The following is a 19,583-nucleotide window of genomic DNA, read 5'->3' on the forward strand; positions in this document are numbered from 1 at the left end:
CAGGTGACATTGGCGGCGATCGCCTTCAACATGCGCCGATGGGCCGCCATCACGGGATAGGTGCGCCCGCAGCCCGGCCGCCCGGGCCGAAACCGCCGCCGAAACCCCAAACAAGGGAGCGGAGCTCACAAATACGAGCGAAATCCCTGCGATCCCGCCCCATCCAAACATCCCCGGTTACTGCGCAACAGGCCCACAAGGGGAGAAGGAAGGTTGTACTACCCCACCTTGGCCCCCGCCCGGCTGATCGGCTCCCGTACCGTTCCATACTGGCTGCCCCAGCGGTCGGTCATCGCCCAGCGTATGTCCCAGAGTTCCGGGAAGAAGCGGTGGCGGGCGCCGGCTTCCAGCAATTCGACCGGCCGGCCCTTCAGCGATTTCGCGCCGAGGCCGATCGTGCGGTGGATGAGATAGAGGTGGTTGGCACGGAATTTCTGGAACAGCTCGTCGAACTCGATCAGCGCTTCGGCAACGACATAGCTGTCGCCGTGATCGTAGCCGGTATCGTAGACATCCTCGACCGAAAGGCCGCGGTCGTCGAGGTACGACGCCTTGAAGGCCCGCCACAGATCGGGCGGCAGGCGCAGCAGCTGCTTGAAGCCCGGCGATTCCTGGCCGCTGCCATTGCCGAGCTGCAGCCGGATCTGCTGGTATTCCTTGGGCGACATGGTTTCGAGCAGGTCGAGCTGCGCCGTCATCAGCCGCATCAGCCGGTGCACGCGCGCCATCAGCGTGACGATGCGATGCGTGTCCTGCTTTTCCAGGAAATCGACGACGTCGATCAGCGTGTAGGCGATGAGCTTCATCCACAGCTCCTCGACCTGATGAACGATCTGGAACTGCAGCTCGTCGGCATTCACCATCTCGGCCAGCGGCTTCTGGCAGGCAAGCAGCCTGTCGCATTTGAGGTAGACGCCATAGTCGCGCATCTCAGGCGTTTCGATGCGGGCATAATAATCCTGCTTGTCCATGGCCATGCTCCTTGCCCCGGCCGTTGGGCCGCAGGCGCTTGTTGGATCCCGGTCCCCCGAGTCTAATCGCTTTCTTGCCGAACATTGTCCCTTCTGTTATTCGATTGGCGGGAACGAAGGACGAAAATTGTCGCTGAAGCAGATTGGAAGAACGAATGATGCTGGACGCGGTCGACCGGAAGATCGTCGCGGCGCTCGAACGCGAGGCCCGCATCTCCTTTGCCGCGCTCGCCGATGAGGTCGGCTTGAGCAAGACGCCGTGCTGGAAGCGGGTGAAGGCGCTTGAGGACGCCGGCGTCATCCGCGGCTACTCGACCCGGATCGACCCGGCCAAGCTCGGCTTCGGCATCGAAGCCTTCATCCAGGTGTCGATCGATTTCGAACTGTCGGACGCCTTCGAGGCGGCGGTCAAAAAGCATCCGCTGATCCGCCGCTGCCACGCCACGACTGGCGAGGCCGACTATCTCCTGCAGATCGTCACCGTCGACATGATGGCGCTCGACAGGATGCTGCGCGAGGAGCTCAGCCGGCTGCCCGGCGTGCGGCGCACGATCACCTCGATGGCGATGCGCGAGATCAAGGGCGGCATCTCGTTCGCCAATGCCGTCGGGCATACGCAGACCAAGCGATAGACCGGTCAGGCCCTGGTCATCAATTCGCGTCCCAGCCGCTTCGGTTGCTCGGCGCGCAGAACCACATTTGTCGTCACCGTGCCGTAGTGGCCGATGCTGTCGACGATGCTTTCAAGATCGGGCGGTGACGGGACCACGACCTTGACCAGAAAACAATCCTCGCCGGTCACCCGCAGCACCTCGACCACCTCCGGCAATTGGGCGAACCTCTTCAGGCAGGCCTGGATATGCTCATGCGTGGTGCGCAGGCGGATGACCGCCATGGTGCCGAGCCCGAGCGCTGCCGAATTGATCACCGCCTTGTAACCGGTGATGACGCCGCGCTCCTCCAGCCGCTTCACCCGTTCCGAGGTGGCGGGCTGGGACAGTCCGACGCGGCGGCCAAGCTCGGAGATGCCGATGCGGCCATCCTCCTGCATGATCTCAATGATCGCCAGATCGGTGGGGTCGAGCCTTGGCCGATAATCGCCGTTCCGCATGATCGCCTTTAATCCATCGGATTTCGTCGCTGCTTTCCGATGATCTCTCATTCCGCCACCTGGAAGAAGACCTAGAATTGCACGCGCTGCATCAGGAAAGAAGGGCTTCGCATGACCGACTTCATCATTGTGCCGGGCATCGGCGGATCGGGCAAAGCCCACTGGCAGACACGTTGGCAGCAGGCAAACCCGGCGATGCGGCGGTTCAACCCGGCGAGTTGGGACGCGCCGGACCTCGACGACTGGGTGGCCGCGCTGGAAACGGGTGTATGCCAGGCAAGGACACCGCCGATGCTCGTCGCCCATAGCCTCGGCTGTCTGCTCATCGTACACTGGCAGCGGATCTCCCCCCGCTCTATCGGCGGCGCGTTGCTGGTCGCGGTTCCGGACCCTGCGTCGCCGGCCTTCCCCTCCTCCGCCCGGGCCTTCGCCGACGCACCGCAACAACGGCTTCGCTTTCCGTCGCTGATTGTCGCCAGCACCAACGATCCCTACGGCTCGCTGGACTATGCCAGGGCGAAATCCGAGCGATGGGGCAGCGATCTCCATATCGCCGGACCGCTTGGCCACATCAATGGCGACAGCGGGCTCGGCAACTGGCCGGCGGGAATGGAGCTGCTGACAGCTCTAAGTCAAACGCAGGCAATCGCCCGAGGCGCCGTGCTTCAGCCGTAACCGCACCAGGACGGCTATCGCGCCGCCGTCCTGATCTGGTTTGCGCCGCGCCTCAGTTCGATGCTGCGGCAGGCGTGCTGAGTTCGAGGAACGGTACGGTCGAGCCCGGGATCATCGACTTCGGCAATTCGCCGTTCCATCTCTCCGCCTTGGTCAGTTCGACCAGCAGCGGATTGTTGGCGATTGCGGCGGCGCGAGCCTTGATGGCGCCCGCGGTCGCATCGCCTTCGACCCTGGTCTTGTAGGCGCTGGCCTCGGCTTCGGCCTTGACGCTGTCGGCGCGGCCCTTGGCCTGGGTGACGGCGATATCGGCCTTGATCTTTTCCTGCTGCAGGTTCTGTTCCTGCTTCTGCACCTCGACCTGAGCCGTCATCCTGGCTTCGACCGCCTGCTCGTAGGCGTCGGAGAAGTCGATGTTCTCGACCTGCACGCTGTCGATCATCACCGGGCCGTCGGTTACCGCCGCGATGGCCTCGGCGACGTCCTTGTTGAACTTCGCCCGGTTCTGGATAACCGACACCGCGTCGTACTGGCCGAACACCGTCTTGATCTCCTGCGGTGCTTTCCTGGCAATGACACGGTCGGCCAGTGCCTCGATCGATCCATAGTTGGTGTAGACGTTGCTGACTTCGGCGGCCGGCACGTGGAAGTTGACGGTGACGCGCATGTCGGCCGGCTGCTGGTCGCGCGAATAGGCCTGCATGGCCGGCAGGCCGCTGCAATCGTTCTGGTTCTCGCAGCCCCATTTGAGCACCTGCTGGCGCAGGCTGATCTTCTCGACACGCTGTAACCACGGCAGCTTGAAATGCAGTCCGGGATCAACGACCGAACTCAGCGCTCCGTTGGTCAAGAGCACGCCGCGGTCGCCCTGGTCGATCGTGTACCAGGATCCAAACAGCGCAAAGACGCCGAGCGCCACGATGACGAGTGCGATCAGGCCGGAACCGATCGACCCCGATGCCATCCCCGGCTTGCCCTGCGGACGGCTTGAATTACCTTGCGTTTCGGTCATCACCCCACCCCAACCTGATTGCCCGTGCTGCTTTTGCCCACAATAGTGGCGGCATTGCAATCCTCTGGATATGGAAGGACCTTCGCGCCAACCGGCCGGACCGGCGGGTGGTTCAGGCTGGCTAGCGGATTTCCCCTGCAGCCGCGGCAGCGGGCTGGGACGCGTTGCCTGGCGTCTCCTTCTGCCGTTCGGCATCGGTTTTGCGCTTCGGGCAATCCTCGTAGTCGTGGTCGCGCCCGCCGCAGTAGGAGCAGCATTTTGCTGGCGCGTCGGAGCGAAGCATCGTTGGCATGCACAAGAATGCACGAAACCCGACAGATTGCGAAGGCTTGCACACCGGCAAGGTCGATTTCGCCACGGAACCGCTGCCGCCGCATGAAAGTTATCCGCTCATTGCAACGGGAGCACAGGACATGGCCGACGACCCGAACCGCTACGAGACCGGAGCGAGGAAATATCCGGCAAAGACGAGCCCCGACGCGGCCGACGAATTTTCGCAGGATGCGGCCGGCAACAAGCCACCTCCCGGCGGCATGGGATTGACCAGGCCGGCTGACGATTTCGACGACAGGACCCTTCATTCGGAGGGCCAGAACCCGCCGCGCGCAGCGATCCGGCCAGACGGCAAGGCCACCGCCAAGAAGCCCGGCAAGGACGCAAGACGATGAACGTCGCCAATCTCCAGCTCGAAGGATTGATGATGGCGATCGCGGCCGTCAACAACGCGCTGGTCCACAAGGGCCTGCTGTCGGTCGACGAGGTCGACATGGCGTTGCGCCGGGCCGAGGCGGCGATGACCAGCGACGAGCGTCTCTATGAAGACATGTCGCCATCCAACCGCGACGCCGTCTGCTTTCCGCTCAGGCTGCTGCAGGCGGCCAACAACGCCCAGGGCGAAACCGGCGTGCCGACCTTTGCCGAACTGGCCAGGATGGTCGGCCGGACCAAGGAGCCCTATAACGACCAGATGTGATGGAGGACGCCATGGCCGACGACAAATCCAAGACCAAGCAGGATCGCAAACTGGTCTCCGGCGAAGAGCCATACGAGGTCGCTGCGTTTGCCCGCAAATACGGCATACCGCAAAGCGAGGCCGCGACCATCATCAAGCGTTACGGCCCCTCGAGGAGGAAGCTCGACGCGCATATGGCGAGCCGCAACGCCTGATCCAATTCTGGCGGCGGCCGCCGTTCACGCCGGAAGCGTCCCTGCCCTGCCGCCTTGTCGAGAGTATCCGCACCGCCGGGCGGCCCCTCGGGCCCGCCGCTGCGGGATTCAACGCCCGGTTTCGATAGCCGCGGAATACTACCGCGGCGCAACAACTCATTTACCTCGACGCTGTACCAGTCCGGTGAGCAAAGCCGGGGGTCGGATGCAGGAACAATTATTGCGCTACGAATGTGTCATGGAGCCGGACGGCCGTTGGATGGTGTGGGACATCGTTCACGATCTGCCGGCGCAATTTTCGGAAATCGCGCTGATCGGCCTGAGCCGTCGTGAAGCGGTTTCGCTCTGCCGGCTGCTCAACGAGACGAGCCGTTCCGAGACGCGGCAGAGCCGGGCCTCCTGAGAAGCGTGCTCTCAGGCCTGCCCAAGCGCGGGGGATCTACATGCGATCGACAATATTCGGTCTGGTCTTGCTGCTGCCGGCCGCCGCCCTGGCGGAGCCGATCGAGACCCAGAAGATCATCACGGCGGCGACCGGCGACTGGAACGGCGACGGCGCCGCCGATCTGGCGATGATCGTCGAGACCGAGCCCGGCTCTCCCATGGACCTGTATTTTTTCCTCAAAGATCGCGATGGCGATTTTCTAAAACCTGCCGGGATCGTGCATGATCAGATTGACGGGGAATGGAAGGATTACGACCGGCCGGGCCCCGCCACATCCGACACCGAGCCCGAACTCACCGGGCTCCCCAACGGTTCGATCAAGCTCGATATTCCGGCGATGGAGATCGGCAGCGAGCGGACCAACAAGACGCTGACGCTCGCCTGGCGCAACGGCACGTTCGTCGTCGCCGGTTTTGCCTACGAGTATTGGGATTACATGGACGACAATGTTGCCGGCGACTGCGACTACAATGTGCTGACCGGCAAGGGCAAAAGCAGCAAGAAGCTGGCGGACGGCAGCACCAGGCAAGCGACCGTATCGGTCGAAGGCAAGGTCATCCCATTTGCGGAATGGACCCCGGGCACTGGCTTCAGCGCTTGCGGAGAGTGAGAGGTTTCGGTTGCCTCACTGCAGCGGCGGCTTCCACAGCAGGCTGTTGCGATCGGCGGACTTGACGCGCAGCCAGGTTTCGCGGCCATCGCGCAGCACCCGGAGCGGGATCTCGGCACCGGCCGGGCCGCTCTTCCAAAGCTTGCGATAAAAATCGGCAAGCCCATCGACCGCCGTGTCGCGGACATCCGAGATGACATCGCCTTGGCGAAGGCCCGCCTGGGCGGCCGGACCGCCCTCGGCGACGCTCATCACCACGACCTTGCCGTCGCTCTCGGCCGAGAAGGCGCCGAGCCACGGCCGCGGCGGCCTGGCGACCTGCCCGCGCGTCAGCAGATCGTCGAGGATGGGCGGCAGAAGATCGATCGGCACCACCATGTTGATGTCGGCGACCTCGCCGTTGCGGCTCATCTGCAGGCGCAGCGAACCGATGCCGAGCAGCCTGCCATCCGCGCCGATGAGGCCGGCGCCGCCCCATGAGGGGTGAGCCGGCGCCGTGAAGATCGCCTCGTCGAGCAGATATTCCCAATAGCCGGCGAATTCCTGCTTGGTGACGATCCGCGCCCGCACGGAGCGGCCGACGCCGTCGGCGAGCACGACGGGATCGCCGATCTTGGCCCTGGACGCATCGCCGAGCGCAATGGCGGGCAGCCCGAGCGGCGCCAGCGCCTGCACCAGGCCGAAGCCCGACTCCTGGTCGTAGGCGAGCGCATGGGCGGGAACCACACGCCCGTCCTGGTCGGCCAGCCAGACCTCCTCGGCCTCAGTGATGAGATAGCCGATGGTAAGTACCAGCCCGTCGCCGCGGATGACCACGCCACTGCCCTCGCGGCGGGTGCCAAGTGTATTTGCCGTGAAGGCGTCCTCTGGCACGGTGGCGCGGACGGCCACGATGGATCGCAAAAGGGGTTCGATATTCATGCTTTGGTTCCTGGCAATGTTCGCAGGCTGATATGGGCTATAGGTATGGCGCAGGTGATCAGGCGCAAGAGGTGGCGCCGGCTTTGGCGTGGACCGGCGCCGCGCCGTTCGCGCCGGGGTTTTGCAACAGCGCCGGCAGCCCTATCTGTACCTACGGCTATCCCAAGCTGCCCTATGCAAAGTTCCTCCGCCATTACCCACGTTGATATCTGATATCCTCCCAACCCAACCCTTCCAAAGGCCTCCCAAATGAACGACTACGCAACGGACCAATACACGCCGCCAAAAGTCTGGACCTGGAACAAGGCAAATGGCGGCGCTTTCGCCAGCATCAACCGGCCGATCGCCGGCCCGACGCATGACAAGAAACTGCCGGTCGGCAAGCATCCGCTGCAGCTTTATTCGTTGGCGACACCGAACGGCGTCAAGGTGACGATCATGCTGGAGGAACTTCTGGCGCTCGGCCACAGCGGCGCCGAATACGACGCCTGGCTTATTAGGATCAACGACGGCGACCAGTTCGGCAGCGGCTTCGTCGAGGTCAACCCCAACTCGAAGATCCCGGCCATGATGGATCGCAGTGGGAAAAAGCCGGTCCGCATCTTCGAATCCGGCTCGATCCTGCTCTACCTCGCCGAAAAATTCGGCGAATTCCTGCCGACGGAGCAGCCGGCTCGCGCCGAGACCCTGTCATGGCTGTTCTGGCAGATGGGCTCGGCGCCCTATCTCGGTGGCGGCTTCGGCCATTTCTACACCTATGCGCCGACGAAGATCGAATATGCCATCGACCGCTTCGCCATGGAAACCAAGCGGCAGATGGACGTGCTCGACCGACGCCTCGCCGAAAGCGAGTATTTAGGCGGCAGCGACTATACGATTGCCGACATTGCGGTGTGGCCCTGGTATGGCGGGCTGGCCAAGGGCCGTATGTATGACGATTCCGGCGAGTTCCTGCAGGTGGAGCAGTACAAGAACGTGCAGCGCTGGGCCGACGCCATCGACGCGCGGCCGGCGGTCAAGCGCGGCCGCATGGTCAACCGCACCTTCGGCGAGCCTTCGATGCAGCTGCACGAGCGCCATGACGCCAGCGACTTCGAGACGAAGACGCAAGACAAGCTCGAGGCGGCCAAAAGCTAAGCGGACGACGCGCCGATCTCCCGCCTTGTAGGGGAGATCGGCAGCTTCGGCCGACTGCTCAAGCTCGCCTTCACCGCCGCCATCCACAGCCGGTCGATGTTGGCCAGGAATTTCTCGTCGAGTTTGTTGAGGTGCTTCCAGTACATGCCGTCCTCGAAGAAATAGCCGAGTTCCTTCTCGATCCTGTCGGCCTCCTCCGCCTGATCGAGCCGCAGGCCGGCAAGCATCTCCGCCTTCATTTCCGAAAGCTGCGAGGAAGAAAGCGCGCCGAGTTCATCGAGCGTCAGCCGCGGGAAGATCAGCCGGCTGCGCGGCAGGTCGGATAGGTTGACGCACAGGCAGCCGCGCCGAAGCGCATGGATGAGCAGGCGGGCCGACTTCGCCTCGAGGTTGCGCAGGGTGACGTCGTTGCGCAGCGGATCGGCGCGGCCGACGCCGTAAAAATGCGTGTTGCCGGGCTGGTCGTAGATCATGTCGCAGCCAAGGAATGCCAGCACGTCCGGCTTCTGACTGTGGATCGTCCAGTAGGCCGCCGTCATCGACATGGTGCCGCCGGCATAGACGAAGCCGCCAAAGCTGTTTTGCGCCGGCACGTAGTGCGAGGCGCTGAAGATCTGCGCCTGCTGCAGGGGACCGCCTTGCGGCATCCGCTCCGCCGAGAAATCGCCGGCATGGACGAGGAAATCCCAGTCGGGGCGCACGCGCCAGGCGTTGTTGATGGCGACGATCTTGCCGAAGGCCTGCTTGGGCCAGGCGGCGCAGCGCACCACATCGGGGGCGCTACCGATCAGCAAGATCACGTTTGGCGTTCCGTCGATCACCACAACCCTCTCGACCGGCCGAAATGCATCTCGATGCCGCCCGGTTGAACGGCTTTATAGCCTCAACGGCCCATCGAAAACACCAGCCGGATTTAAGCTGGCATCAACAAAAGGGAGCTTGCCAGCCGGTTGTAAAATGTGGCCTTAGGCACCGTCGTACAAGCAGCAGGCAGGTTTTCCCGCTAGCCCAAAAACGACGATATGAGTTGGGTGATATATATTAGTTGACTAAACTAGCGGAACGTCCAATGCACATTCCCAGAACCGAACATGTCCTGTCTAGACCATGATATCTATATGGGACATTACTACATAAGCTGAACGCGACCTCGACGGCTCGGCGGCACAGCCCTCAGACGCCGCGGCTTTGCCTCCGCGCTTTTCGCCCCAGATCCGTAGATCAACCGGACGACGAACAGGAAATATCCAACCTGCATGACGATCAAGGTCAAGATCGTCCAGGCCAGCGTCTTCCAGATTGAACCCGTCGCAAGGTAAGTCGAGATCGCCACGATGGACGATGTGGTGGTCAGCCCCACCAGGAACTGTGGAAAGTTCATGACTTTTCTGCGCCGCCCCGGAACTGGCAACAGCCGGGACGAACTCCCCTAACCCTTTACCCCGGACCAACGTTTTCACTATTTTAGCAATTGCGCAAGCACCAAATAGGACAGCAGTTAACGCATGCTTCCGTGATCAAGGGCTGCATGTCAGGTCACCAAGGTGGGCTGGCTTGGACGGCGGCTGCGCGTCCCCTCCTCCCCAACCAGCTCTCCATACCCCCTCACCGCCCCATCAAGCCCACGTATTCGCCACGTCTCCCCTTCCCGTGCCTCAAGATGGGACGGGCCGAGCGGCACTTTCCCTCCGCCGTCCGGCAGGTCCAGCACGTAGACGGGATTGCAGATGCCCGACAGGCGCGCACGCAAGGCGCTGACCAGCGCCTGGCCCTCGGCGATCGTGGTGCGCCGGTGCGCCATGCCGCGCACGAGATCGCCGTGGTGCAGGTAATAGGGTTTGACGCCAAGGCGATACATCAGCTCGCGGCACAGCTCTTCCAGCACCTCGACCGTATCGTTCACGCCTTTCAGCAGAACGCTCTGGTTCAGCAGCACGAAGCCGCCCTGCCGCAACGTGCGGCAGGCCCGCTCGGTCGCCTCCGTGATTTCGCGTGGATGGTTGAAATGGGTGACGACAGTGACCATCAGCCGACCCTGCAAGGCTTGAATCAACCCGCCGGTGACGCGCGACGGCAGCGCGACGGGTACGCGAGTGTGGATGCGCAACAGCCGCACATGCTGGATCGCCTCGACACGGGCGCGGATTTCCGCCAGCGCCCTGTCCGGCAGCGATAGCGGGTCGCCGCCGGTCAGGATCACCTCGCGGATTTCCTGATGGGCCGCGATATAGGCGAAGGCTTCGTCGAGAGCTTCGCGCGTGTAGCCGCGGCCGATCGACGTCAGCTGCTCCTTGCGAAAGCAGAACCGGCAATAGACCGCGCATTGATAGGTCGGGAACAACAGAACCCGGTCGGCATGTCGATGCGTCAATCTAGGCACGGGACTGAAGGCGTGGTCGGCGATCGGATCGTCGAGTTCGCCCTCCTGCTCTGCCAGTTCGTCGGGCGACGGGATGACCTGAAGCCGTATCGGATCGGCGGGGTCGTTCCAGTCGATCAGGTCGAGATAGGCCTTGGGAATGCGAACCTTGTGGCGCGTGGCCGCGGCTTCGGCCGCCGCCCGCTCGGCTGGCGACAGCGGCAGCGAATCCAGATCGCCTACATGCCGCACGCCCTCGCGAACATCGTCCCGCCATGCGGCATCCGCCTCGCGAGCGCGCCGGTCATCGGCTGCCACGCCGGCCGCATCGACCGCCATGCTGGCGTCGGGGATGTCGGGATGTGAGGTCATCGCAGGCTCCTTGAATTTCGGGCCGGGGTACAGCATTGGAGCCAGGACTTGAAGGCAATAAGCGGTGTTTGGCCGGGTTGGAGGGCGCGGCAGGAAGCCACAACCGGCCACTGATCAGAACAATCGTCCAACATCGCTGACGCAAAACATTAGCTTGCTCTTATATTAGCTTGAGCGTATACACATAAACGGCCGGTGATCTACCCCCCAACCGGTTAGGCTCGGCGCCAGTTCCCCTCCCTACCCCTCAGGTCAACGACGCCGGGCCGCTCGGGATCCGCCCGGTCGCCCGCGGTCGAGACCGGATCGTCGACCTCTTCGATGTCGATCATGCCCCCTGCTCAAGCCCCCAACTGAACATACCAGCTGAACACATCGGCGATGCCCGCGTCTCTCGGCCTTCCCGTCGCCGGCCGCGGTCGCTAATCTCGGATTGCGAAAAAGCTGGAGAAGAGCGTATGGCGAACGACTTGTCGCCAAGGCTTTTGGAGATCGTCAATGCGCTGCCCTTGCGGCAGGGCATGCGAGTGCTGGAGATCGGCTGCGGACCGGGTGCTGCAGCGCGCGAGATCGCGCGCCGGATCGGCGGTGGGCACGTGCTGGCGATCGACCGCTCGGCCAAGGCCATCGCGCAGGCCGGGGCCGCCTCGCGCGCCGAGATTGCGGCAGGCCGGCTGAGCCTTCGCCAGATCGCCATCGAGGATTTCGAGTTGGAAGCCGATGAGAAGCACTTCGACATTGCCGTTGCGGTGCGCGTCGGCGCGCTGGACGGGCGTCATCCCGAAGCAGGAAAAATTGCCCTGCGACGGCTCAAGGCGGCGTTGACCGCGCAAGGCCGGCTGTTCATCGACGGCGGCGATCCGCTGCGCGAAATTGCGATACATGGCTGAGCACCTCGTGCTTGGCCTCCGGAACCGAGCGTCTACGTGACCGTGAGCGGCAGAGCCGGCCTCAGCTCCGCAACCCCGGCGCCTCCTGCCCGGTGCGCTCGACATATTCGGTATAGCCGCCGCCATAGGTGTGGATGCCCTCGGGCGTCAGTTCCAGCACCCGGTTCGACAGCGCCGCTAGGAAATGGCGGTCATGCGAGACGAACAGCATGGTTCCCTCGTACTGCGACAGTGCCGTGATCAGCATCTCCTTGGTGGCGATGTCGAGGTGGTTGGTCGGCTCGTCCAGCACCAGCAAATTGGGCGGATCGAACAGCATCAGCGCCATCACCAGCCGCGCCTTCTCGCCGCCCGACAGCACGCGGCATTTCTTCTCGATCTCGTCGCCGGAAAAGCCGAAGCAGCCGGCCAGCGCCCTGAGCGGCGCCTGGCCGGCCTGCGGAAATGCATCTTCCAGCGTCTGGAACACGGTGCGCTCGCCCTCCAGCACTTCCATGGCGTGCTGGGCGAAATAGCCCATCTTGACGCTGGGCCCGCGCGCCACCGTGCCATTGTCCGGCTCGGAAGCGCCAGCGACCAGCTTCAGCAGCGTCGACTTGCCCGCACCATTGACGCCCATGATGCACCAGCGCTCGCGGCGGCGCACCTGAAAATCCAATCCCTCGTAGATCGAGCGGCTGCCATAGCCCTTGTGCACGTTCTTCAGCGTCACCACGTCCTCGCCGCAGCGCGGCGCCGGCTGGAAGTCGAACGACACCTTCTGGCGGCGCTTGGGCGGCTCGACACGGTCGATCTTGTCCAGCTTCTTCACCCGGCTCTGCACCTGGGCGGCATGTGAAGCCCGCGCCTTGAAGCGCTCGATGAAGGCGATCTCCTTGGCCAGCATCGCCTGCTGGCGCTCGAACTGCGCCTGCTGCTGCCGGTCGGCAATCGCCCGCTGCTGCTGGTAGAATTCGTAGTTGCCGGAGTAGGCGGTCAGCGAACCGCCGTCGATCTCGACCACCTTGTTGACGATGCGGTTCATGAACTCGCGGTCGTGCGAGGTCATCAGCAGCGCGCCGTCATAGTTCTTCAGGAACTGCTCCAGCCAGATCAGGCTTTCGAGGTCGAGATGGTTGCTCGGCTCGTCGAGCAGCATGGCGTCGGGCCGCATCAAAAGGATCCTGGCAAGTGCTACGCGCATTTTCCAGCCGCCGGACAGTTTGCCGACGTCGCCGTCCATCATCTCCTGGCTGAAGCCAAGGCCGTCCAGCACCTCGCGAGCACGCCCATCCAGCGCGTAACCGTCGAGCTCCTCGAAACGGTGCTGCGCCTCGCCGTAACGGGCGATGATCTCGTCCATTTCACCGGCGCGATCGGGGTCGCCCATGGCGTGCTCGAGCTCGCGCATCTCGGCCGCCACCTCGCTCACCGGGCCGGCGCCGTCCATCACTTCGGCAACGGCGCTGCGGCCGGACATGTCGCCGACATCCTGGCTGAAATAGCCGATGGTGACGCCGCGATCGACCGAGACCTGGCCTTCGTCGGGCTGCTCCTCGCCGTTGATCATGCGAAACAGCGTCGTCTTGCCGGCGCCGTTGGGCCCGACCAGCCCGACCTTCTCGCCCTTCTGCAAGGCGGCGGAGGCTTCGATGAAGACGATCTGACGGCCGTTCTGCTTGCTGATGCTTTCGAGACGAATCATGGTTTTCCGGAAAGGCCAAAGGAGCGTTCCCGCGCCAATACGCGATAGGCCGCGCCGGCGGAAGCCCGCAGTGGTGAGGCGCCCCGCGCCAAATTGTCTGAACCCGCCAGTTGCTTCCCGGCTGGATCAGGCTTTGACGGCGTAGGGATGAGCCGGCGGATCAGCTATCGGTCAGGGCTTTTGTCGTCGCAAGTTTGACCCCGGCGGCGGCAAATGCCGCATTGTGCCGGGCGATGATCTCCGCGGCGGTCTCGCTGGCGGCGTCGAGCGTGCTGTGGGCGTCGGAAACCACGGTGACGCCCAGGCCCGCTGCAAAGGCGCCCTTCACCGTGGCCGCCACGCAGAAATCGGTCTGCGCGCCGATCAGAACGACCTCGCCGGCGCCCTGCCCGACTACCCATTCTGCAAGCGCGGCATTGCTGAACGCGTCGCCGACACGCTTGGCGAACGTCGGCTCGTCCCCGGCCTGGCCGAGCGCCGGCCACACCGGCCAGCCCGGCTCACCCGGCGCCAGTGGATCGCCCTGCAGCCCGTCATGCCTGATGAAGGCGACCTTGCGCCCGCTGCGCCGTGCCCACTCGATCAGCGCGCGGGTGCGGGCAACCATGCCGTCGGCATCATGGATCGGCGGCTCGGCGACACCGTCGAACATGCCGGTCTGAAGGTCGATCACGATGAGCGGCGCAGCGGCCGCGGGGCTGGTCCCTGACATGGTTTTTTATAGCACGAGGGCGGAGCTGATCAAGGATCAGGGCCGCGATGGCGCGCACGGGCAACCGCAAGTGGCTGGAGTTCGAGATATGTGACAATCCGCTTGCGGCAGCGCTAACATAGCGCGCCATTGGGATGTGGGTCAGTTCGAAATTCTGGCTATCGGCCGTGACCGGATTGCATTCGTGGCAAGCTCCTGCGAAGAAATTACCATGACACATGCAGCCGTAGCTTTCCTTGCGATCGTGACTTCGGTGTTGGTCGCGATCCTACCCGCACAATCGCAAGAGTGGACGCCCTCGGAGGACGCGGTTCGAGATGCAACGGAAACGGTTGGTCGCTATTTCCTTTCGCTCGATAACCAAGAATATGGGCGGGCATACGAAATGAAAACTGATACCGCCAAAGCTTCGATCCCATCGAACGCCTTCGTGGAGCAAAGTAAACATTTTCATTCTCAGGCCGGCGCTGTGCGCGAGCGCCGGCCACTCAAATTCACGTGGTTGAAGGACCCGGCGAACGCTGCCTTTCCTGGCGTTTATGCCGCAGTCGACATAGCGGCGAAATTTGAAAACATCGATCGTTACTGCGGCTATATTGTTCTCTATCAGCGGCCGTCAGGTGGAAATTTTCGAGTCATGCGGGTCGAAAGCAACTTCATCGACAACGCTACCGCGAAAAGCATTGAAAAGACCCAATCGAAACTCGAATTGGATCGAGCATGGGCCGAGTTGTCGGCTAACTGTCCGAATTTTCCATCGTGAAGGTGAGGCAATTTTTTTGTACTTTCCGCGCACCATCGGCTCTCGGCTTCCCTCGCTTCGATCAGCGCAACGATGTCGGCGATCTCTTGCAGTTTGCCGGCCCTACGACGCGAACGCAGCGAGAGCGCAGCTTTTGTCCTCACCCAATCCGCCCGTCACGGCATAGGCGCCGGCGGTGCGCTTGTCACTAAACCCAAGCGCGATGTTATCTCGTCCGATCGCCCTTCGCAAAGTAGCCGGCGGCCCGGACGATCACACCCGGCCCGATGTCCCATCCTCGCCAAAAATCCCGGTCACCCAGTCGATGAACACGCGTACCCGTGGCGCCAGCTGGCGGTTCTGCGGGTAGAGCGCCGACAGCGGTGTCGGCGACGGCGGGTAATCCGGCAGCACTTCGACGAGCGTGGCCGCGTGCGAAATCCCCGGCGAAGCGGTAGTGCGGCGCCTGCACCAGGCCGAAGCCGAGACGCGCCAGCTCCGCCATGGTGTCGGAGCCGTTGACCGTCACCCGGTTGGGCAGGCTGACATAGCGCAACGCGCCGCCGACGGTGAATTCGAGCGGCATGACCTCGCCGGTCCGCGACGAGCGGAAGCCGACCATCAGATGGCCTTCGAGATCGTCGAGGGTTGCCGGCATGCCGAAGCGTTCGCCCGCGAAGCGGCGCGGCCAACCTGACTGGTTGCCGCCCGGAAAGGCGGCGCCAGCCTCCGTGCCTCACTTCAACTCCACCCAGACCGGCGCGTGATCGCTGGCGCCGGTCTCGCCGCGCACGTCGCGGTCGATGCCCGCCGCTACCAGCCGGCGCGACAGCTTCTTGCTGAGCAAGATATGGTCGAGGCGCAGGCCGGCATCGCGCGGCCAGCGGTTGCGGCGATAGTCCCAGAATGTGTAGAGCGTCTCGTTCGGGTGCTTCTTGCGCAGCGCGTCAAGCCAGCCCTGGTCGACCAGCCGCTGGAACGATGCGCGGCTTTCCGGCTGGACCAGCGCGTTGTCGTCATAGGAGCGGGTCGGGTAGATGTCGCGCGGCTCGGGCACGATGTTGTAGTCGCCCGCCAGTACCACCGGCAGGCCGGTGTCGAGCAACTGCGCCGCATGCGCCTCCAGCCTTTCGTGCCAGGCCAGCTTGTACTGGAATTTCGGGCCGGGCTGCGGATTGCCGTTCGGCGCGTAGAGGCAGGCGACGACGATGCCGTTGACCGCTGCCTCGATGTAGCGCGCCTGCTGGTCACTGTCGTCGCCGGGCAGCGCCTCGCGGGTCAGAACGGGTTCTGCGCCACGCGAAAGGATGGCGACGCCGTTCCAGGTCGGCTGCCCGACCCAAACTGCGCCGTAGCCGGCGGCCGCCAGCGCAGTGCGCGGAAACTGCGTCTGTCTGGCCTTGAGCTCCTGCAGGCAGGCGATGTCGGGTTTGGCGGTGGCCAGCCATGCGAGCAGGTTCGGCAGCCGGCTGTTGATGTTGTTGACGTTGAAGGTGGCGATCTTCATCGGCCTGCTTCAGCGCACGATGCGTTCGGTCCACGCCTTCACCGCATCAGCGAGCGTCTTCAGATGATCGGCGGTGGAGAAGCCGGAGATGTTTTTGCGCGGCTTCAGATCATGGTCGCCGTCTTCCAGCCAGAAGATCTCGATTGCGTCGGACAAAGCATAGGTCGCGACCTCGTCTTTGGTCCCGAACTCGTCGCGCGTGCCCTGGAAGATCAATGTCGGCGTCTTGAGATCGGCGAGGTGCTTTGTCCGAAGCTGCGTCGGTTTCCCCGGCGGATGGAAGGGATAACCGAGACACAGCAGCCCTGAAATCTCGCCCTTCGAAAACATCTCGTCGGCGATCATCGAAGCGACGCGTCCGCCCATCGACTTGCCGCCGATGATCAGCGGACCCTTCACGCCCTTCGCCCGGAGGTCGGCGATCGCCTTGACGTATTCCGGGTTAACCGTCTCGGCGCGCGGCGGCGGCTTGCGGTGGCCGTAGCGGCGAGCCGCCATGTAGTGGAATTCAAAGCGCGCAACGCGGAAGCCGGCCTCGGCCAGCGCTTTTGCCGTGGCTGTCAGCGAGGGGGAGTCCATAGGAGCGCCTGCGCCATGGGCGAGCAAGATGGTGATTGGGGCGGTGTCGGGGCCGTCGAAGAGGAAGGTTGTCATGGGGACTCCAACGCTGGTGACCCCTTCTCCCCTTGTGGGAGAAGGTGGCCGAGCGAAGCTCGGTCGGATGAGGGGTGTTCCAGGGAACGCCGACGCCTCATTTCTTCCGGCACCCCTCATCCGTCTTGGCGCGTCGCGCCAATCCACCTTCTCCCACAAGGGGAGAAGGAGGCGCTACTACCTCACCCCGCCGACATCCGCGCCAGCTGCAAATCCACGAACTGTATCCCCTTGGCGGCCGTGCGCGCCCATTCGGAGTTGGGATCGAGTTCGAGGTAGCGCACCCAGCGACGCCGCGCCTCGGCGAGATTGCCGGCGTCGAACTCCAGCCTCGCAAGGTTGAATACCGCGTCGGCATAATTGGGATCGAGTGCGATCGCCTTGAGCAAATGCCGTCTCGCCGACGCCACCCGCCCCTCTTCGCTCATCAGCCCGGCAAGATTGAACCAGGCCTCGACGAAGCCGGGGTCGCACTTGATGGCGCGGGCATAGTCGTGCGCCGCCTCGGCCGCGTGGCCGGCGGCGCGCAGGCAGTTGGCGCGGTTGAAGGCGGCGATGGCATCGCTTGGGTCGATGGCCAGGCAGCGCTGGTAGAGCGCCGCCGCCTGCTCGTGGTCTTCAACCCCTTCCGCCGCCTCGGCATCGGCGAACAGCTCTTCCAGCGTGTCGTCATCCTGCGTTCCCAGATCGAACAGCAACTGGCCGTCGAGTTCGCTCTGGCCGCCCTCAAGATAGATCGCATCGGCCCGCCCATGCTGCGAGCCGACGGCGAGCGACTTGGCGGTGAGCGAGGCGACCGGGCCCGAGCGGTGCACCGAGCGCGCAATCGCCCCCCACGAGGCGCCGCCGGCAACCAGCCCGGCATATTTGCGGGCGAGGATCAGGTCGCGAAAGGAATACGGTTCGCAATCATGCTCGAAGGCATCGAACAGCGACAAAAGGTCGAGATCCGCGCCGGTCAGCCGCGACTGGTCGATCAGCGACTGCCGCGACAGCGCCGAAGCCTCCGGCGCTTTCATCAGGCCGAGCAGGCGCAGGAATCCGTTCTCGCTGACCAGCTTGCGCCCGGCCGCACGCTCGGTGACGACGCGGCGCTCAATCTCGGCATCATCGGCCTTGGCGAGGAACGTCCGCCCGAATACCACATGGGTGGTCCGTCTGGTGACTCCGCGCCGCAATTGGCCCTGCCGGCGCGCGACCTCGCGCGCCGCCATGCGAAGCGGAAACGCCGCGAGCGCGCCGATAGTGCCGAAGATCGTGCCAGTGGGCGCCGTCACCCTTTGCTCTTACCGACGGCCTGCAGCAGATTGGCCTTGAGCGGGTTTTCCTTGGCGCCGCCCTTGGCGGACTTTGCTTTGGCTGCCGGTTTCGTCGCCTCATCGGCCTTGCTCTTGGACTTGGCCGGCGGCTTGGCCGATTGGGACAGGCTGGCCTTCAGCGCATCCATGAGATTGATGACATTGCCGCGCTCGGGGGCCGCCGCGATGATCGGCTTATGGCCCTTCAGCTTCTCGCGGATCATCGCCATCAGCGCGATCTCGTAGCGGTCCTCGTAATTCTTCGGATCGAAGGTGGTTTCCTTCTGCTTGATCAGCGCCTCGGCCAATTGCAGCATTTCGGGATCGGGGTTTCCGGCCGGGATATTGCCGAAATACTCAGCCGTGGCACGCACTTCGTTCGGATTCCTCAAGGTGCAGACGAACATGCCGTTCTCGCGCGCGCCGATCGTCACCACGCGCTCGCGGCTGGACAGCACCAGGCGGGCGATCGCCAGCTTGCCGGATTTGCGCATGGCTTCGCGCAGCACGGCGAAGGTCTCCTCGGCCATTGCGCCGTCCGGCGCCAGGTAATAGGGCGCGTCCTGATAGATGACGTCGACCGAATGCTCGTCGACAAAGGCCTCTATGTTCATCGTATGATTGGATTCGATGCGTACCGCATCGAGATCGGAGTCCTCGATGATGATGTACTGCTTGTCCTCGTATTCGTAGCCCTTGACCAGGTCTGAACGCTCGACCAGCCCGAGTTCGGGGTCGACCGGCTTCATGTTGATGCGGTTGTGCGTCTTCTTGTGCAGCTGGTTGAAGCTGATGCGCTCGCTGGCGCTGGTCGCCGGATAGAGCCGGACCGGACAGCTGACCAGACTGAGCTTGAGGTAACCTTTCCAACTTGCCCTGGGCGCCATGAAATACTCCTACGCGGCCTTGTGCTGTCGAACTGTTCGCAGCGTTCATTCGTCCGGAGGACGAACGGGACTGCCGAAATCCTACATTGCCCCTTACAATACCGGCAAATCCCTAGCGAAATCTTCCATCTCGGCTGAGGGGTCGGCGGTGGGACCCGGCGGGAAGAATAATTCAAATTTTCTGGAGCGTCGATGGAGTCTAGATGGGGCGGCTCGCAGGGTGCAGATGCCGGCGGGACAGCGCCCCCCTCTGTCCTACCGGACATCTCCCCCACTTGGGGGGAGATCGGCAGCTTCAGCGCTCCGCTCAATCCTGCGACGTTGGCGATTTGCGAAAGCCGAGGCGACGTCCAATCTCCCTCCTTGTGGGGGAGATGTCCGGCAGGACAGAGGGGGGCGCGAAGGATCGCGACGGATGTCATTTCGCGC

At 63.6% G+C, this 19,583-nt stretch carries 23 protein-coding genes and 1 pseudogene; 10 read left to right on the forward strand and 14 right to left on the reverse strand.

The annotated features are described in order from the left end of the window. Positions 1-218: 218 nt before the first annotated feature. Positions 219-971, reverse strand: a complete 753-nt coding sequence (locus tag NKI47_RS01840; RefSeq protein ID WP_352586961.1) for a tryptophan 2,3-dioxygenase family protein — start codon at positions 969-971, stop codon at positions 219-221. 155 nt (positions 972-1,126) lie between these two features. Between NKI47_RS01840 and NKI47_RS01845 the strand changes: the two genes are divergently transcribed. Further along, positions 1,127-1,603 carry an Lrp/AsnC family transcriptional regulator gene (locus NKI47_RS01845; RefSeq protein WP_245274655.1) on the forward strand — a complete coding sequence of 159 codons (477 nt, stop codon included), beginning with the start codon at positions 1,127-1,129 and terminating at the stop codon, positions 1,601-1,603. Between the two features lie 5 nt (positions 1,604-1,608). Here NKI47_RS01845 and NKI47_RS01850 read toward each other — a convergent pair whose 3' ends face one another. Beyond that, positions 1,609-2,082, reverse strand: coding sequence for an Lrp/AsnC family transcriptional regulator (locus tag NKI47_RS01850; protein ID WP_352465358.1), 474 nt, complete (start codon positions 2,080-2,082; stop codon positions 1,609-1,611). A 111-nt stretch (positions 2,083-2,193) separates the two neighbouring features. Here NKI47_RS01850 and NKI47_RS01855 point away from each other — a divergent pair, with 111 nt between their 5' ends. Further along, positions 2,194-2,757, forward strand: coding sequence for an RBBP9/YdeN family alpha/beta hydrolase (locus tag NKI47_RS01855; protein ID WP_352465359.1), 564 nt, complete (start codon positions 2,194-2,196; stop codon positions 2,755-2,757). Positions 2,758-2,809: 52 nt separating this feature from the next. On the opposite strand, the gene NKI47_RS01860 is transcribed toward NKI47_RS01855, so the two are convergent. Next, positions 2,810-3,769 carry a prohibitin family protein gene (locus tag NKI47_RS01860; protein ID WP_352465360.1) on the reverse strand — a complete coding sequence of 320 codons (960 nt, stop codon included), beginning with the start codon at positions 3,767-3,769 and terminating at the stop codon, positions 2,810-2,812. Positions 3,770-4,059: 290 nt separating this feature from the next. Between NKI47_RS01860 and NKI47_RS01865 the strand changes: the two genes are divergently transcribed. The 5 genes from NKI47_RS01865 (at position 4,060) to NKI47_RS01885 (ending at position 5,991) form a co-directional block, all read left to right on the forward strand. Then, positions 4,060-4,437 carry a hypothetical protein gene (locus NKI47_RS01865; protein ID WP_352465361.1) on the forward strand — a complete coding sequence of 126 codons (378 nt, stop codon included), beginning with the start codon at positions 4,060-4,062 and terminating at the stop codon, positions 4,435-4,437. Further along, positions 4,434-4,742, forward strand: coding sequence for a hypothetical protein (locus NKI47_RS01870; protein WP_352571348.1), 309 nt, complete (start codon positions 4,434-4,436; stop codon positions 4,740-4,742). Before NKI47_RS01865 ends, NKI47_RS01870 begins: the two co-directional genes overlap by 4 nt. Before the next feature lie 11 nt (positions 4,743-4,753). Continuing rightward, positions 4,754-4,936, forward strand: a complete 183-nt coding sequence (locus tag NKI47_RS01875; RefSeq protein ID WP_023675702.1) for a DUF3606 domain-containing protein — start codon at positions 4,754-4,756, stop codon at positions 4,934-4,936. Positions 4,937-5,156: 220 nt separating this feature from the next. Next, positions 5,157-5,339, forward strand: a complete 183-nt coding sequence (locus NKI47_RS01880; protein ID WP_352571349.1) for a hypothetical protein — start codon at positions 5,157-5,159, stop codon at positions 5,337-5,339. Positions 5,340-5,379: 40 nt separating this feature from the next. Beyond that, complete coding sequence (locus NKI47_RS01885) at positions 5,380-5,991, forward strand: hypothetical protein (RefSeq protein ID WP_352571350.1); 612 nt, start codon at positions 5,380-5,382, stop codon at positions 5,989-5,991. Positions 5,992-6,006: 15 nt separating this feature from the next. Here NKI47_RS01885 and NKI47_RS01890 read toward each other — a convergent pair whose 3' ends face one another. Next, positions 6,007-6,912 carry a S1C family serine protease gene (locus NKI47_RS01890; protein ID WP_023675699.1) on the reverse strand — a complete coding sequence of 302 codons (906 nt, stop codon included), beginning with the start codon at positions 6,910-6,912 and terminating at the stop codon, positions 6,007-6,009. A 249-nt stretch (positions 6,913-7,161) separates the two neighbouring features. Between NKI47_RS01890 and yghU the strand changes: the two genes are divergently transcribed. Beyond that, positions 7,162-8,049 (forward strand): glutathione-dependent disulfide-bond oxidoreductase, encoded by an 888-nt coding sequence (gene yghU, locus NKI47_RS01895; protein WP_352586968.1) that lies wholly within the window; start codon positions 7,162-7,164, stop codon positions 8,047-8,049. Here the strand turns inward: yghU and NKI47_RS01900 are convergent. The 3 genes from NKI47_RS01900 to NKI47_RS01910 form a co-directional block, all read right to left on the reverse strand. Further along, positions 8,046-8,849 (reverse strand): hypothetical protein, encoded by an 804-nt coding sequence (locus tag NKI47_RS01900; protein ID WP_352586971.1) that lies wholly within the window; start codon positions 8,847-8,849, stop codon positions 8,046-8,048. The two genes, yghU and NKI47_RS01900, sit on opposite strands and share 4 nt — an antisense overlap. 329 nt (positions 8,850-9,178) lie before the next feature. Continuing rightward, positions 9,179-9,430 (reverse strand): exopolysaccharide production repressor protein, encoded by a 252-nt coding sequence (locus NKI47_RS01905; protein ID WP_352586973.1) that lies wholly within the window; start codon positions 9,428-9,430, stop codon positions 9,179-9,181. Between the two features lie 150 nt (positions 9,431-9,580). Then, a complete protein-coding gene (locus tag NKI47_RS01910) occupies positions 9,581-10,747 on the reverse strand; it encodes a KamA family radical SAM protein (RefSeq protein WP_352824265.1) in 1,167 nt (388 codons plus the stop codon). A gap of 491 nt (positions 10,748-11,238) precedes the next feature. On the opposite strand from NKI47_RS01910, the gene NKI47_RS01915 reads away from it, so the two are divergent. Further along, entirely contained in the window at positions 11,239-11,670 is a 432-nt protein-coding gene (locus tag NKI47_RS01915; protein WP_023675692.1) for an SAM-dependent methyltransferase, read from the forward strand. 61 nt (positions 11,671-11,731) lie between these two features. On the opposite strand, the gene NKI47_RS01920 is transcribed toward NKI47_RS01915, so the two are convergent. Together NKI47_RS01920 and NKI47_RS01925 are read right to left on the reverse strand one after the other, a co-directional pair. Then, positions 11,732-13,354, reverse strand: a complete 1,623-nt coding sequence (locus NKI47_RS01920; protein WP_023675691.1) for an ABC-F family ATP-binding cassette domain-containing protein — start codon at positions 13,352-13,354, stop codon at positions 11,732-11,734. A 160-nt stretch (positions 13,355-13,514) separates the two neighbouring features. Then, positions 13,515-14,066 (reverse strand): isochorismatase family protein, encoded by a 552-nt coding sequence (locus NKI47_RS01925; RefSeq protein ID WP_023675690.1) that lies wholly within the window; start codon positions 14,064-14,066, stop codon positions 13,515-13,517. A 211-nt stretch (positions 14,067-14,277) separates the two neighbouring features. Here NKI47_RS01925 and NKI47_RS01930 point away from each other — a divergent pair, with 211 nt between their 5' ends. Beyond that, complete coding sequence (locus NKI47_RS01930; protein ID WP_352586978.1) at positions 14,278-14,829, forward strand: DUF4019 domain-containing protein; 552 nt, start codon at positions 14,278-14,280, stop codon at positions 14,827-14,829. A gap of 252 nt (positions 14,830-15,081) precedes the next feature. Here NKI47_RS01930 and NKI47_RS01935 read toward each other — a convergent pair. The 5 genes and pseudogenes from NKI47_RS01935 to ku all read right to left on the reverse strand — a co-directional run. Next, positions 15,082-15,478, reverse strand: a pseudogene (locus NKI47_RS01935) (LysR substrate-binding domain-containing protein); the annotation flags it as partial. A 66-nt stretch (positions 15,479-15,544) separates the two neighbouring features. Next, positions 15,545-16,315, reverse strand: coding sequence for an exodeoxyribonuclease III (locus NKI47_RS01940; RefSeq protein ID WP_352586981.1), 771 nt, complete (start codon positions 16,313-16,315; stop codon positions 15,545-15,547). A gap of 9 nt (positions 16,316-16,324) precedes the next feature. Continuing rightward, complete coding sequence (locus tag NKI47_RS01945) at positions 16,325-16,969, reverse strand: alpha/beta hydrolase family protein (protein ID WP_352490950.1); 645 nt, start codon at positions 16,967-16,969, stop codon at positions 16,325-16,327. A 182-nt stretch (positions 16,970-17,151) separates the two neighbouring features. Continuing rightward, entirely contained in the window at positions 17,152-18,183 is a 1,032-nt protein-coding gene (locus NKI47_RS01950; protein ID WP_352587505.1) for a tetratricopeptide repeat protein, read from the reverse strand. Positions 18,184-18,242: 59 nt separating this feature from the next. Next, positions 18,243-19,154 carry a non-homologous end joining protein Ku gene (gene ku, locus NKI47_RS01955; protein ID WP_352586985.1) on the reverse strand — a complete coding sequence of 304 codons (912 nt, stop codon included), beginning with the start codon at positions 19,152-19,154 and terminating at the stop codon, positions 18,243-18,245. Positions 19,155-19,583: the final 429 nt, after the last annotated feature.

The organism is Mesorhizobium sp. M0633 (assembly GCF_040320645.1).
GTDB lineage: Bacteria > Pseudomonadota > Alphaproteobacteria > Rhizobiales > Rhizobiaceae > Mesorhizobium.

Bases quoted from the DNA above. Each gene is read 5' to 3' on its own strand.
- NKI47_RS01860 (WP_352465360.1), bottom strand. From the start codon at position 3,769: ATGACCGAAACGCAAGGTAATTCAAGCCGTCCGCAGGGCAAGCCGGGG.
- NKI47_RS01875 (WP_023675702.1), top strand. From the start codon at position 4,754: ATGGCCGACGACAAATCCAAGACCAAGCAGGATCGCAAACTGGTCTCC.
- yghU (WP_352586968.1), top strand. From the start codon at position 7,162: ATGAACGACTACGCAACGGACCAATACACGCCGCCAAAAGTCTGGACC.
- NKI47_RS01870 (WP_352571348.1), top strand. From the start codon at position 4,434: ATGAACGTCGCCAATCTCCAGCTCGAAGGATTGATGATGGCGATCGCG.
- NKI47_RS01840 (WP_352586961.1), bottom strand. From the start codon at position 971: ATGGACAAGCAGGATTATTATGCCCGCATCGAAACGCCTGAGATGCGC.
- NKI47_RS01885 (WP_352571350.1), top strand. From the start codon at position 5,380: ATGCGATCGACAATATTCGGTCTGGTCTTGCTGCTGCCGGCCGCCGCC.
- NKI47_RS01850 (WP_352465358.1), bottom strand. From the start codon at position 2,082: ATGCGGAACGGCGATTATCGGCCAAGGCTCGACCCCACCGATCTGGCG.
- NKI47_RS01925 (WP_023675690.1), bottom strand. From the start codon at position 14,066: ATGTCAGGGACCAGCCCCGCGGCCGCTGCGCCGCTCATCGTGATCGAC.
- NKI47_RS01940 (WP_352586981.1), bottom strand. From the start codon at position 16,315: ATGAAGATCGCCACCTTCAACGTCAACAACATCAACAGCCGGCTGCCG.
- NKI47_RS01845 (WP_245274655.1), top strand. From the start codon at position 1,127: ATGATGCTGGACGCGGTCGACCGGAAGATCGTCGCGGCGCTCGAACGC.
- NKI47_RS01915 (WP_023675692.1), top strand. From the start codon at position 11,239: ATGGCGAACGACTTGTCGCCAAGGCTTTTGGAGATCGTCAATGCGCTG.
- NKI47_RS01855 (WP_352465359.1), top strand. From the start codon at position 2,194: ATGACCGACTTCATCATTGTGCCGGGCATCGGCGGATCGGGCAAAGCC.
- NKI47_RS01865 (WP_352465361.1), top strand. From the start codon at position 4,060: ATGCACAAGAATGCACGAAACCCGACAGATTGCGAAGGCTTGCACACC.
- NKI47_RS01905 (WP_352586973.1), bottom strand. From the start codon at position 9,430: ATGAACTTTCCACAGTTCCTGGTGGGGCTGACCACCACATCGTCCATC.
- NKI47_RS01890 (WP_023675699.1), bottom strand. From the start codon at position 6,912: ATGAATATCGAACCCCTTTTGCGATCCATCGTGGCCGTCCGCGCCACC.
- NKI47_RS01920 (WP_023675691.1), bottom strand. From the start codon at position 13,354: ATGATTCGTCTCGAAAGCATCAGCAAGCAGAACGGCCGTCAGATCGTC.
- NKI47_RS01930 (WP_352586978.1), top strand. From the start codon at position 14,278: ATGACACATGCAGCCGTAGCTTTCCTTGCGATCGTGACTTCGGTGTTG.
- NKI47_RS01950 (WP_352587505.1), bottom strand. From the start codon at position 18,183: ATGGCGGCGCGCGAGGTCGCGCGCCGGCAGGGCCAATTGCGGCGCGGA.
- ku (WP_352586985.1), bottom strand. From the start codon at position 19,154: ATGGCGCCCAGGGCAAGTTGGAAAGGTTACCTCAAGCTCAGTCTGGTC.
- NKI47_RS01910 (WP_352824265.1), bottom strand. From the start codon at position 10,747: ATGGCGGTCGATGCGGCCGGCGTGGCAGCCGATGACCGGCGCGCTCGC.
- NKI47_RS01945 (WP_352490950.1), bottom strand. From the start codon at position 16,969: ATGACAACCTTCCTCTTCGACGGCCCCGACACCGCCCCAATCACCATC.